At 34.0% G+C, this 13,859-nt stretch carries 13 protein-coding genes and 1 other RNA gene; 4 read left to right on the top strand and 10 right to left on the bottom strand.

All coding sequences use genetic code 11. From position 1 onward, the window contains the following. The first annotated feature begins 104 nt into the window (after positions 1 to 104). Entirely contained in the window at positions 105 to 1,481 is a 1,377-nt protein-coding gene (lpdA, locus tag ES674_RS08900; RefSeq protein ID WP_148403574.1) for a dihydrolipoyl dehydrogenase, read from the top strand. Positions 1,482 to 1,639: 158 nt separating this feature from the next. On the opposite strand, the gene aroQ is transcribed toward lpdA, so the two are convergent. From aroQ to ES674_RS08870, 6 genes are all read right to left on the bottom strand, one after another. Beyond that, positions 1,640 to 2,062 carry a type II 3-dehydroquinate dehydratase gene (gene aroQ, locus ES674_RS08895; RefSeq protein WP_148403573.1) on the bottom strand — a complete coding sequence of 141 codons (423 nt, stop codon included), beginning with the start codon at positions 2,060 to 2,062 and terminating at the stop codon, positions 1,640 to 1,642. A gap of 65 nt (positions 2,063 to 2,127) precedes the next feature. After that, positions 2,128 to 2,766, bottom strand: a complete 639-nt coding sequence (locus tag ES674_RS08890) for a porin family protein (protein ID WP_148403572.1) — start codon at positions 2,764 to 2,766, stop codon at positions 2,128 to 2,130. 163 nt (positions 2,767 to 2,929) lie between these two features. After that, positions 2,930 to 3,568, bottom strand: a complete 639-nt coding sequence (locus ES674_RS08885) for a porin family protein (RefSeq protein ID WP_148403572.1) — start codon at positions 3,566 to 3,568, stop codon at positions 2,930 to 2,932. A 173-nt stretch (positions 3,569 to 3,741) separates the two neighbouring features. Continuing rightward, complete coding sequence (locus tag ES674_RS08880) at positions 3,742 to 4,374, bottom strand: outer membrane beta-barrel protein (RefSeq protein WP_148403571.1); 633 nt, start codon at positions 4,372 to 4,374, stop codon at positions 3,742 to 3,744. A 154-nt stretch (positions 4,375 to 4,528) separates the two neighbouring features. Next, positions 4,529 to 5,119: a hypothetical protein gene (locus tag ES674_RS08875; RefSeq protein WP_148403570.1), complete on the bottom strand. Its 591-nt coding sequence runs from the start codon at positions 5,117 to 5,119 to the stop codon at positions 4,529 to 4,531. A 292-nt stretch (positions 5,120 to 5,411) separates the two neighbouring features. Next, positions 5,412 to 5,921, bottom strand: a complete 510-nt coding sequence (locus ES674_RS08870; protein ID WP_148403569.1) for an outer membrane beta-barrel protein — start codon at positions 5,919 to 5,921, stop codon at positions 5,412 to 5,414. 209 nt (positions 5,922 to 6,130) lie between these two features. Between ES674_RS08870 and xerD the strand changes: the two genes are divergently transcribed. Further along, positions 6,131 to 7,042, top strand: coding sequence for a site-specific tyrosine recombinase XerD (gene xerD, locus ES674_RS08865; protein WP_148403568.1), 912 nt, complete (start codon positions 6,131 to 6,133; stop codon positions 7,040 to 7,042). Positions 7,043 to 7,093: 51 nt separating this feature from the next. Here the strand turns inward: xerD and rny are convergent, their stop codons facing one another. From rny to ES674_RS08845, 4 genes are all read right to left on the bottom strand, one after another. Beyond that, the gene (gene rny, locus ES674_RS08860) at positions 7,094 to 8,665 is read right to left on the bottom strand and encodes a ribonuclease Y (RefSeq protein WP_148403567.1); all 1,572 of its coding nucleotides are present in this window, start codon (positions 8,663 to 8,665) and stop codon (positions 7,094 to 7,096) included. Positions 8,666 to 8,719: 54 nt separating this feature from the next. Then, a non-coding RNA gene (ssrS, locus tag ES674_RS08855) (6S RNA) lies at positions 8,720 to 8,847 on the bottom strand. A 55-nt stretch (positions 8,848 to 8,902) separates the two neighbouring features. Further along, the gene (locus ES674_RS08850) at positions 8,903 to 9,196 is read right to left on the bottom strand and encodes a cell division protein ZapA (RefSeq protein ID WP_148403566.1); all 294 of its coding nucleotides are present in this window, start codon (positions 9,194 to 9,196) and stop codon (positions 8,903 to 8,905) included. A gap of 17 nt (positions 9,197 to 9,213) precedes the next feature. Further along, positions 9,214 to 9,504: a hypothetical protein gene (locus ES674_RS08845; RefSeq protein ID WP_148403565.1), complete on the bottom strand. Its 291-nt coding sequence runs from the start codon at positions 9,502 to 9,504 to the stop codon at positions 9,214 to 9,216. A gap of 175 nt (positions 9,505 to 9,679) precedes the next feature. On the opposite strand from ES674_RS08845, the gene ES674_RS08840 reads away from it, so the two are divergent. Next, entirely contained in the window at positions 9,680 to 11,371 is a 1,692-nt protein-coding gene (locus ES674_RS08840) for a M23 family metallopeptidase (RefSeq protein ID WP_148403564.1), read from the top strand. Between the two features lie 47 nt (positions 11,372 to 11,418). After that, the gene (locus ES674_RS08835) at positions 11,419 to 13,848 is read left to right on the top strand and encodes a TonB-dependent receptor (RefSeq protein ID WP_148403680.1); all 2,430 of its coding nucleotides are present in this window, start codon (positions 11,419 to 11,421) and stop codon (positions 13,846 to 13,848) included. Positions 13,849 to 13,859 lie beyond the last annotated feature (11 nt).

Here is a 13,859-nt window from a genome sequence, read left to right as displayed (position 1 = left end):
AAGGTTGCTTTACGGTCTATTGGTAATTAATTTCCTGCTAACAATTAATAATCAAATACGATTTCGTAAATTCGTAGCTTCAAAAAACGATTAAAAAATTCACGATGAGTAAATACGATATTATTGTTCTTGGAAGTGGCCCTGGCGGTTACGTAACGGCTATTAGAGCATCACAATTAGGCTTTAAAACAGCTGTAATTGAAAAAGAAAGCCTAGGTGGTGTATGTTTAAATTGGGGATGTATTCCAACAAAAGCCCTTTTAAAATCGGCTCAAGTTTTTGAATACTTGAAGCACGCCGAAGATTATGGCTTAACGGTAAAAGAAGCTGATAAAGATTTTGATGCAGTTGTAAAACGCTCAAGAGGTGTTGCCGATGGTATGAGCAATGGTGTTAAATTTTTAATGAAGAAAAATAAAATTGACGTTATTGAAGGTTTCGGGAAACTAAAACCTGGAAAAAAAGTAGACGTTGATGGTAAAGAATATACAGCCGATCATATTATTGTAGCAACTGGTGCACGTTCACGTGAGTTACCAAGTTTACCACAAGACGGCAAAAAAGTAATTGGTTATAGAGAAGCTATGACATTAAAAGAGCAACCTAAAAAGATGATTGTTGTCGGTTCTGGTGCTATTGGTGTTGAGTTTGCTTATTTCTACAACTCGATGGGAACAGATGTAACAATAGTTGAGTTTTTACCAAATGTAGTTCCTGTTGAAGACGAAGATGTTTCTAAACAATTAGAGCGCTCATTTAAGAAAAGTGGTATTAAAATTATGACATCTTCAGAAGTTACTAAAGTAGATACTTCAGGAACAGGTGTAAAAGCAACGGTAAAAACGAAAAAAGGTGAAGAAGTTCTTGAAGCAGATATTATATTATCGGCTGTAGGAATTAAATCAAATATAGAAAATATAGGTATAGAAGATGTTGGTATTGCCGTAGATCGTGATAAGATTTTGGTAAATGATTATTACCAAACAAACATTCCTGGCTATTACGCTATTGGCGATGTAACTCCTGGCCAAGCTTTAGCGCACGTAGCTTCAGCTGAGGGTATTTTATGTGTGGAGAAAATTGCAGGTCAAAATGTAGAGGCTCTAGACTATGGCAATATTCCTGGTTGCACATACGCATCACCAGAAATTGCCTCGGTTGGTTTAACTGAAAAGCAAGCTAGAGAACAAGGTTTAGATATTAAAGTAGGTAAATTTCCATTTTCAGCTTCAGGAAAAGCAAGTGCTTCTGGCGCTAAAGATGGTTTTGTAAAAGTTATTTTTGATGCTAAATATGGTGAATGGTTAGGATGCCATATGATTGGCGCTGGGGTAACTGATATGATTGCGGAAGCTGTTTTAGGTCGTAAATTAGAAACTACAGGGCATGAAGTATTAAAAACGGTACATCCACATCCAACTATGAGTGAAGCGGTGATGGAAGCCGTTGCTGATGCTTATGGAGAGGTGATACATTTGTAATCCCTTCCTAGCTTCCCATCCTAAATCTTTCGCGAGGGGAAGGACTTTCACTCGGACGGAAATACTAATAATACAAAAAGCGATTCTTAAATTTAAGAATCGCTTTTTTATTGTGTTTGATTTTGAGTTTGAGTAAGGGTTCCTTCCCTTTGGGAAGACTAGGATGGGATAAAACTATGAATAGCCAACTCGTAACTTTGTAATCCAAATCCAACAATAACACCTTTGGAATGTGGCGCAATATATGATTGATGTCTAAAGTCCTCCCTTCCAAACGTATTGGATATATGAACTTCTACAACAGGCGTTTTTATAGCAGAAACGGCATCGCCAATACCAATAGAAGTATGTGTATATGCTGCCGCATTCAAAATAATCCCATCATAGGTAAAACCAACTTCATGTAGTTTGTCTATCAGTTCACCTTCTATATTGGATTGAAAATAAGCAATAAAAACATCTTTATATTTAGATGATACGTCCTCTAAAAATTCTGTAAAGGACAAATTCCCATATATTTCAGGTTCTCGAACGCCTAATAGGTTTAAATTAGGACCATTAATGATAATCAATTTTTTCATAAAGTAAAGGTATAAAAAAAACCGAAGCTATGAAGCTTCGGTTTTCTTTATATAATAAGGTTGATTTAGAACATAAAACCAACACCAGCTTGCCATACAGCATTTTTAGCATCTACGTTTTGTAAAACCGTATCATCTTTAAAAATGTTTGTTAAACCAAAAGTATAACGGGCGTTTACAAAGAAACCACCATCAAACTTATAAGCTGCGCCAAGTGCTAATGAAGTATCGAAATCTTTAATATAAGAATCATCACTGTTTATTTCAATATCACCACCATCAGAGTTTGGTTGAAAATCTAATTCTTCATGAATTTTAAATCCAAATTGTGGACCGGCTTCTACACTTAAGCCTTCAATTAAATAAACTTTAACCAAAACGGGTACCTGAATATAATCTAATTGGTACTCTACATTTTGATCTGTATCAAAAACATTGTCTTGATTCACTTCTTTCACGTCAAATCCTTGACCTGAATAAAGAACCTCTGGCTGAATAGAGAAACGATCCGTAATTGGAATTTCTGCTAATACACCAACGTTAAAACTAGTTCTTGATTTGGCATCATCAAAATCATCACTTGTAATGGTAGAGAAGTTTACACCACCTTTAACACCAAATTCAACAGTTTTAGAATCCGATTGCGCTTGTATACCTGTAATTGTAAAAACTGCTACTGCAGCTACTAAAAATACTTTTTTCATAAGTTTTGCTATTAATAGTTAATAATTATAGTGCAAAAATGGCCATAATTTAAAGTACAGATTGACTTTAAAAAAAATAAAAATGACTCTATTAAAATCATTAAAAAACTAAAGCCGAGTTTTAAATCTCGGCTTTTAGTATAATGTATTATATATAAGTGGTTTAGAACATAAAACCAACACCAGCTTGCCACACAGCATTTTTAGCATCTACGTTTTGTAAAACCGTATCATCTTTAAAAATGTTTGTTAAACCAAAAGTATAACGGGCGTTTACAAAGAAACCACCATCAAACTTATAAGCTGCGCCAAGTGCTAATGATGTATCGAAATCTTTAATATAAGAATCATCACTGTTTATTTCAATATCACCACCATCAGAGTTTGGTTGAAAATCTAATTCTTCATGAATTTTAAATCCAAATTGTGGACCGGCTTCTACACTTAAGCCTTCAATTAAATAAACTTTAACCAAAACGGGTACCTGAATATAATCCAATTGGTACTCTACATTTTGATCTGTATCAAAAACATTGTCTTGATTCACTTCTTTCACGTCAAATCCCTGTCCTGAATAAAGAACCTCTGGCTGAATAGAGAAACGATCCGTAATTGGAATTTCTGCTAATACACCAACGTTAAAACTAGTTCTTGATTTGGCATCATCAAAATCATCACTTGTAATGGTAGAGAAGTTTACACCACCTTTAACACCAAATTCAACAGTTTTAGAATCCGATTGCGCTTGTATACCTGTAATTGTAAAAACTGCTACTGCAGCTACTAAAAATACTTTTTTCATGTTTCTTAAATTTTACAAGTTACTACAGCTTGTACTAAAAACAGTATAGCATGGACCATTCGTTAACTGTTTTTAACAGGTTTCAACAGCAATTAATATTATTTAACGACTTTTAGAAACAAAAAAAACCGAAGCATTTGCTTCGGTTTTAATTTTATATTGAATTTTATTTACTATAATTTGAAAAGTAAACCAAATGCAGCGTTTCCGCCAAATGGGTTAGCAACATCTCCAAAACCGAAGTTAAATTCAGAAACTGATTCACCTTTTAAATCACCTACTTCTGCTTTACCGCTAGTAAAAGATAAAATGTTCTTTAAACCAAAAGTTAAAGCAATATTTTCAGTTACAAAATAGTTGATACCTAAATCAATACCAGCACCAATTACATTAATTTTTTGCTCAACAATTCCGCTTTTGTCTTTAGCAGTTGCATAACCTACACCAAATTCAGAAAACGTTTTAAAACGCTTACCTAAATCCAAGAAGTAGTAACGTGCAAATACACCAGCACCAAAACCTGAAAGGTCTGCAGTATCAACACCAGCAACTTCTTCTTTAGAAGATTGGAAAGATACGTCAAGACCAACAGCTAAATCTTCAGTAACGAAATAACCCGCTTTTGGGCTAATATTAAAGCTACTTTCTTTTTCGTCAGTGTTCTTATTGTTTGCACTGCTGAATCCAACAGTACCTTCAATAAATACATCACCTTCTGCAAAACCAAATGTACTATCGTCTTCTTGTGCGTTAACGTTAGTATAACCGAAAGCTGCAATAGCAGCAATAAATAATAATTTTTTCATTTTGATAAATTTAATTTTGTTTTTAATTTATTTGAAGCGGCAAAAATAAGCCTAATCCTCATATGTACCAAATAAAAAACAGGCATTAGTTTTTAATAGTTATAAACCAAATTATATATCAAAATTAAATCATAAAATTAAGAAGTTTCCCACATTATAAGCCGAATTCTATACCAAAATTAAAGGAATTAAAACCACTTCCGCTTACATAGGTTCCTCCATAATAGGTATCGCCATAATCTACGCCTCCAGAAATACTTTGAAATGATGCCATTAAGGAAATAGCTCCTAAATCAAAACCAAATTTAGGTCTTGCATAAAATCCAGATTTAGCATCACCAGATACATTAACGCCCACACCCAAATCCAATCCTGCAAAAAACTTACGTTCACTAAAATAGTAGCGCGCTGAAGCTGCAATAGGAATAAATGAAGCATCTTTATAGTCTCTAACAACTAATAAGTCCTCATCAAAATAAGTGCTATAGGAATAGCCACCATCAGCTATATAGTGCGTGTAACCCAATAAACCTCCTATTTCTAAATTATCAATTACCTCAAACAAATAGGCGCCATCAAAACCGAAATTAAAAGAAGAAACATCACTAGTTGTGCTTAATGGCAAACCAATATTGGCTCCAATATAGAAGCCTCCAGATTCTACCTTATCTTTAAGGTCTTCTTGGGCATTCATTGTAGTTACTGCGAAAACTGCCAAAGCAGTCAATAACATTGATTTTTTCATATTATTCATGGATTAATTAATGGGTTAATAAGAATAAATGTATCACTTTTCCTGAAATGAAAAAAGCTAAACGCTATGTTTCGACTCCCTAACAAACTTGAGACTAATTAATTAGCCACATATCAAGAAGACTGTTAGAAAAAATAATTTGGAATTGAATATGCCGATTTTCCAATAAACCGAACTATGGTCATTATAAAATTCACTAAAATGAATACCTTAAATATTAAATTTCAGACAAAAAAAATCCATTGTTATTCACAATGGATTTTTTTAATAATAATTGATTATATTATAGAGAAAACTCAATTCCTAAACCAATTGTAGAGAAGTCACCTCCATCTGCACTAATTCCTGTGTAAGAAATATTAGCACCAATCATGTCAGTAAAGTTGTAACCAACTTTTGGACGGTAATAAAAACCACCATCATTTCCATCATTAACGCCAAGAGCATAACCTAAATCTGCACCTAAATAGAACTTTTCAGTTGCCATGAAACGTGCTGCAGCAGCAATAGGCACAAATTGAACGTCATCATAATCGAAATCTAATGTGTTACCTAAAATAGTAACAGATTCAGTTTTTCCAAAAGCATTTGTAAATCCAATAGCAGGACCAACTTGAAATTTTTCAGATACTTCAAATAAATAAGCAGCATCTAAACCAATACTAAACGAAGAATAATCGCCAGCATCACCAATTGGAAGTGCAAAGTTAGCACCTACTTTAAATGAATTTTGTGCAAATGATGTTGAAACACCAAAGGCAGCGATAGCCGCCATCATAAATAATTTTTTCATAATTTTAAGTTTTAATAAATTGATTAGTACAAACTAAACACTTTTTCTTTAATATATCACATAAAATCAACATCTTGTTAACAATTTAATTAACATAAAAACTCAATAAATTGATTTACAGCTATTTAAACAATTAGTTATTAACAATTTATAAAGGAAAGTAAGGCTTCAAACGCTTTTCCATACATTTATTCATTAAAACGAAACCCATGACATGGCATCAAGCCTTAAACGATTTTAATTTATATTTAAAAATTGAACGTGGTTTATCTAAAAACACCATTGCTAGCTACAGTTTCGACATTGAAAAGCTCATGATTTATTTAGAGAAACACGATATAACTATATCACCACTTCACGTTAACTCTGAAACCATTCAACAATTTATTTATGATGTGGCTAAAGATGTAAATCCACGCTCGCAATCGCGTATTATTTCAGGTTTAAGAAGCTTTTTTAGCTTTTTAGTTTTTGAAGACTACAGAAATGATAACCCCATAGATTTAATTGAATCGCCTAGAATTGGTAGAAAATTGCCCGACACCTTAAGTTTAGAAGATATAGACCGGATTATAAACGCTGTTGATATAAACAAGACCTATAATAATGTCCGAATAGGGCAACGTGATCGCACCATGCTAGAAACGCTTTATGGATGTGGGTTACGTGTGAGTGAATTGGTGGAATTAAAGATTTCCGATTTGTTTTTTGAGGAAGGTTTTATAAACGTTACCGGAAAAGGTGATAAACAGCGCTTTGTTCCCATTAGTCCTTCAACACAAGAATTTATAAATTTCTACATTCAAGAGGTCCGATCCACTATCACAATTCAGAAAGAATATAATGACACCTTATTTTTAAACATCCGTGGGAAACAATTAACACGGGCTATGGTTTTTACTATAATTAAAAATTTAGCTACTCAGATTAATATGAATAAAACCATTTCACCACATACGTTTCGGCATTCCTTTGCTACACATTTATTAGAAAATGGAGCGGATTTAAGAGCTATACAAATGATGCTCGGGCATGAAAACATTACCACCACGGAAATTTATGTGCATTTAGACACCAAGCAATTAAAGAAAGCCATTCAAACCTTTCATCCTAGAAAATAAAAAGTCCTTCATATTTTAGAAGGACTTTTTAAATATATACTTTTTAAAATCTTATTTAGCAATGTTAACGGCACGCGTTTCACGAATAACCGTAACTTTAACTTGCCCTGGATAGGTCATATCCGTTTGAATTTTTTGTGAAATATTAAAAGATAAATCAGCTGCTTTTTGATCATCTACGCGATCGCTTTCTACAATAACACGTAACTCACGACCGGCTTGAATAGCATAGGCTTTTTTAACACCTCCGAAACCGAAAGCAATATCTTCTAAATCTTTTAAACGCTGAATATAACTATCTAGAACTTGACGTCTAGCACCTGGTCTAGCACCTGAAATAGCATCACACACTTGCACAATTGGTGCTAATAAGGTTTTCATTTCAATTTCATCGTGGTGAGCACCAATGGCGTTACAAACGTCATCTTTTTCACCATATTTTTCAGCCCACTGCATTCCTAAAATAGCATGTGGCGTTTCCATGTCGGCTTCTGCATCTGGAACTTTACCAATATCATGCAGTAATCCGGCACGTTTAGCCATTTTAGGGTTTAAACCTAATTCTGCTGCCATAATACCACAAAGTTTAGCAACTTCGCGGGAGTGTTGTAGTAAATTCTGTCCATAAGAAGAACGGTATTTCATACGACCCACCATTTTAATTAATTCAGGATGTAAATTATGAATTCCTAAATCGATGATGGTACGTTTTCCAACCTCAATAATTTCTTGCTCAATTTGTTTGGTTGTTTTTTGAACAACTTCTTCAATACGGGCTGGGTGAATACGGCCATCCGTAACCAATTTATGTAAGGAAAGACGGGCTATTTCACGACGTACAGAATCAAAACATGATAGAATTATAGCTTCTGGCGTATCATCTACAATAATTTCAACTCCTGTAGCGGCTTCAATGGCACGAATATTTCGACCTTCACGACCAATAATACGCCCTTTAACATCATCAGATTCAATATTGAAAACAGAAACACAGTTATCTACGGCTTCTTCCGTTCCAATGCGTTGAATGGTATTGATAATAATTTTTTTAGCTTCGTGTTGTGCGGTAAGTTTAGATTCTTCTATAGTATGCTGAATGTATGCCATGGCATCGTTTTTAGCTTCACCTTTTAAAGACTCAACCAATTGGGATTTAGCATCTTCAGCTGATAAACTAGAAATAACTTCCAATTGCTCAATTTGACTTTTATGTAAACGGTCTACTTCTTCTTGCTTTTTTTCAACAACTTCTAAACGGTGGTTATAATCATTTACTTTTTCCTCTAAACCATCATTTAATTTTTTACTTTTCGAAAGCTCACCAGATAATTGAGATTCTTTGTCGCGCGTCCGTTTTTCAACATCTGCAATCTTTTTATCACGTGCCAAAATCACTTTTTCGTGTTCTGATTTTAATTCAATAAACTTTTCTTTTGCTTGAAGTATTTTATCTTTTTTAAGTGATTCGCCTTCACTTTTAGCTTCTTTTAATATAGCTGCTGCCGATTTTTTAGCACTTTTTATAACTCGTGATGCATTGTTACGTTCCAAAACCTTTGCAACAATAAACCCTATAATGATACCTAATAATATTCCACCTACAATAACAATTGTATTATCCATTTTCTAGTTGATTAATTTATATAAAAAAGCCTGCACCAGAATAAAGTTTTGTATAAACTCCTTAAAACAAGTTTAGGGATACCAAGCTGATCAAAAATCTGTTCGAGATACTGAATAAATTCAGCACTAACAGCACGCTTTTACAGCTTAAACTCACCCTTTTTAAAGAAATCGCGTTGAGTTTATCAAAAAAAATAACTAATGCAGGCAGTAACCTTTATTTTATTTATAAGAACGTTAAGAATCTAAATGCGTATCCAACATACTGTTTAAAGCGTCAAGCTTTAATTCTACCGTTTCGTTCGCATAATCTTTATCCAATGTTTTCTGTTCCACTTGTGAGGCAAACTGCAAGGCACACATAGCCAATACATCTTGCTTATCTTGAACAGAATAACTTTGCTCAAATTGCTTTATCATAGCTTCAATATTTTTGGCTGCTTTACGCAAACCTTCTTCTTGGCCAGGTGTAATTGTTAAAGGATACACCCTATTTGCTATTGAAAGCTTTATTTTTAGTTTTTCTGACATTTAAAAACTATGATTCATTATTCGGAAAGTTGCGTAATACAATGATCAATTTCCCTAATTAATGCGTTTATTTTGAGTTTAGTTTCTCTTTTATTTTCATCACTGCCAAGCATGGAATTGGCTATTTTTAGCGCTTCATATTTTTCCTCCCATGTAACGATTGTCGCTTTATGAGCCTGAAGCATATGTTGAGTTGATTGTAATTCCTGCTGCAATTTTAAATTTTCTTGTTTAAAAAGCTGCTGCTTATGTAAAACCCTATTGATTTTTTTTTCTAAAGCATCTACAGTGTCTTCAATTTTACTCATGTATCATATCCATACTTATGTCACAAAGTTAACATACCTCGATTAATTTAACAATACTTTTTCAATAAAAATTAAATATAATGCGTTTCAACTCAAAATCAACATTCTGGCAATGCTTCGAGATTTTCTTGCCAAATTTGAATCAAATATATACTTTAGCATCAATATCCATTTTATGCAAAAATTCCTCGTATTTTTTATCTTTATAGTTTTCACAAGTCAGGCCCAAAACCCCTATCCTACTGACTATTTTAGACATCCGTTGGATATTACGATTATTCCTTCTGGAACTTTTGGTGAATTGCGTTCCAATCATTTTCATTCTGGCTTGGATATAAAAACACAACAACGCGAAGGTTTAAAAGTTTACGCCGCAGCCGATGGCTATGTGAGTCGTATAAAAATTGATAATTTTGGTTATGGAAAAGCGGTTTATATTACACATCCAAATGGCTACACGACGGTTTATGCGCATTTACAAAAATTGGCACCTATTTTAGAAACTTACATTAAAAAACTACAATATGGGCAAGAATCTTATGAAGTCGAAATTTTCCCTAAACCTGATGAAATGCCCCTTTTAAAAGGCGATCTCATTGCTTATAGCGGAAATACAGGTGGTTCTGGTGGGCCACATTTACATTTCGAAATTCGTGATAATGCCGAAAGACCTATAAACCCTCTACTCTTTGGTGTTGAAATTACGGATAACACCAGACCTATAATTACCGACGTTTATGCGTATGCCATTTCTGATGATGCGCACGTAAACACAACACGAGGCAAACAAAAATTACGACTTATTAGTACGGCCAAAGGCGATTATACAGTGGAAAATATCAAAGCATTTGGCAAAATTGGTTTCGCCATAGAAGCTAATGACAGACAAGATTTGGCAGCGAATACAAATGGTGTTGGTATGATTCAGACTTTTTATAATGGGAATCCTAAATTTGAAATTGATTTTAAACGCTTCTCTTTTGATGAAACACGTTTATTGAATAGATATATAGATTATTCCCATTATACCGATAAAAAGGAACGCCTTCAAAAATTATACGTAGAAAGTGGCAATGAATTAAGCATGATTAAAAACCTAGACGATTATGGTTATATTAATGTTGCTGATAGCACCTCATCTGTTTATAAAGTGCGAGTTTCTGATTTTCATAATAACGAAGTTTGGTTAACCATCAATATTGAAGGATTTAAACCCGAGGAATTAAAAGCGGCTGATGACATTATCACGCCTTTCCATATTTATTCACAAAAATCAAATGAGCTTTTAAATAAAAATATATCGGTTCACTTTCCTCAAGATACCTTTTTTGATGATTTCTATATTAATTTCGAAGTAAAGAACGACACCATCACCTTGCATGACGATAGCGTTCCTGTTAAAAACAACTTTACTATAACGTATGATATTAGTAATTATAAGACCGAGGAATCCGATAAATTATATATTGCCCGTTTAGTAGGCTGGAAAAAACAATATCCTATTTATTCTAAAACCGATAGAAAGGAAAACACCTTAACAACATATGCCAAAACGTTAGGAACTTACGCCATTGTTATGGACACGATTGCACCTAAAATAAAACCTATTAATTTTTCCGAAGGGAAATGGTTAAGTAAATACCGATTCTTAAAACTTAAAATTGAAGATAACGAATCGGGAATTTCTAGTTTTCGCGCGACTTTAAATGGCAAATGGATTTTAATGGAATATGAGTACAAATCGAATATGTTGACTTATGATTTTGAAGATGACATTTCAACTGAAACAAAAAATAATTTAAAACTAATTGTTACGGATAATGTTGGAAATAATTCTACTTTTGAAACAACTTTTTTCCGAAAATAAAACATACTATCTTGACCTATAAATCTTTTTCCGTTTTCAGCATTCTTATGTTATTGGTTGTTTTCACTGCCGCAGCGCAAACCGGAACACTGCAAGGTGTTATTTTAAATGCTGACAATACTCCCATTCCAGACGTAAATATTACCGTAGGAAGTTCAGGAACCACAACAGATAATTCGGGATATTATAGCCTAAAAATACCCGCAAATGAGGATGTAAAAGTTCTTTTTACTCATATTACCTTTAAATCCGTTACCGCAACATTCAACCTAAAAAATGGTGAAGAGATAGAATTTCACCCCGTCATGGATGATGCTATTGAGCAAATGGCAACCGTTGTTATATCCGGTAAAACTCGGAAAGATGTCCAAGGAATTACAACCCTGGAACCTGAAACAATCCGAAATATTCCAGGAGCCAATTCTGGTGTGGAAAATCTATTAAAAACTTTGCCAGGCGTAAGTGGAAATAATGAATTGAGTACACAATACTCCGTTCGTGGTGGGAATTTTGATGAAAACTTGGTATATGTTAATGGGATAGAAGTGTATCGTCCGTTTTTAATTCGTTCTGGTCAACAAGAAGGTTTAAGTTTTGTAAACACAGATTTAGTTCAAAATGTAGATTTTTCAGCTGGTGGATTCCAAGCAAAATACGGTGATAAATTATCGTCCGTTTTAGATATTACCTACAGAAAGCCGTATCAATTTGGCGTTAGAGCCGATGTAAGTTTATTGGGCGCGAGTGTTTCGGCAGAAGGTCGTAGTAAAGATTCTAAATTCACGGGTATTGTTGGCATGCGTTACCGCGATAATAGTTTATTGGTAAATGCCAAAGAAACTGAAACGAATTACGATCCTACATTTGCAGATATACAAACCTATCTTACCTATAAATTTACGGATAAATTTCAGGTCAGTTTTTTAGGAAATGCCTCTGCTAACCGTTACAATTACGAACCTGAAACACGCCAAACTAATTTTGGAACCTTACAAAACCCAATGGCTTTACTCGTTTTTTACGAAGGTCAAGAACGCGATAAATATGAAACCTATTTTGGTGCCTTAAAAGGAACTTATTTTTTAAATGATCATGTTACATTAAACCTTATTGCATCAACCTATCATACTATTGAAGAAGAACATTTTGATATTTTGGCGCAATACCGTTTAGGTGAAGTGAACACGAATATTGGTGATGAAGATTTGGGTGAAGTTGAATTTAGTGAAGGAATTGGCAGCCAATTAAACCATGGACGAAACGATTTAGACGCCCTAATTACAACCATTGAGCATCAAGGTGATTATAAAAAAAACGATCATGAATTTGAATGGTCTGTAAAATATACCAATGAAGATATTCGCGACCGTTTGGTTGAATGGGAAGTAATTGATTCCGCTGGATTTTCCATTAATCCGCCACGTTCGGGCTCTTTTAATGACCAACCTTATACACCTTATGAAGGTCCGTTAGAAGCGTTTCAAAATGTACGCGCTAAAAATAAAACGCAAATAGACCGTTTGCAAGCTTATTTACAATGGAGCAAACGGATGGATATTGGCTCTAGTGAAGCTTGGTTAAATGTTGGTGCCCGCGTTCATAATTGGACTGTAAATGGTGAAGGTATTCAAGGCAGCAACCAAACTGTTGTGAGTCCGCGAGCGCAATTCGCCATTAAACCAAATTGGAATAAAGACATGCTTTTCCGAATAGGAACAGGATTATATTATCAACCACCATTTTATAGAGAATTAAGAGATTCATCTGGAACAGTCAGACCAAATGTTAAAGCACAAAAGTCTTTTCATATTGTTGTTGGAAATGATTACAGTTTTAAAATGTGGGATAGACCTTTCAAACTAACAACGGAAGCTTACTATAAAAAAATAAGCGATGTAAATCCATATACATTGGAAAATGTCCGAATTCGTTACAGAGCTAATAATAATGCTGAAGCTTATGCATATGGTTTAGATATGCGCTTAAATGGTGAGTTTGTTCCTGGAACCGAATCTTGGTTTAGTTTTGGATTTCTAAAAACAGAGGAAAGTATTGATGATCGTGGCTATATTGCTAGACCAACGGATCAACGTTTAAAATTTGCGGCTTTATTCCAAGATTATGTACCAAGCCTACCAAAAATGAAAGTGTATTTAAATCTGGTTTATAATACAGGATTGCCTGGCGGATCGCCAAGTTATGCGGATCCTTACGTATATCAAAATCGTTTACCAGATTATAAACGTGCCGATGTTGGTTTCCAATATGTCATTGTAGATGATAAAGATGATTATGAATACGGCTGGCGTAAACCTTTTAAATATTTGTCCATAGGAATTGAAATTTTCAATGTATTTGATGTTCAAAACTCCATTACAAATACCTGGGTTCGCGATGTATATAGTAAACGCCAATACGGTATTCCAAATTATTTAACACCACGCGTGTTTAATGTAAGAACTAGTATGCGCTTTTAAGAATCACGTTT

The organism is Bizionia myxarmorum, assembly GCF_008086205.1.
Taxonomy (GTDB): Bacteria; Bacteroidota; Bacteroidia; order Flavobacteriales; family Flavobacteriaceae; genus Algorimicrobium; species Algorimicrobium myxarmorum.
This window is presented reverse-complemented; position numbering and strand designations above follow the sequence as displayed.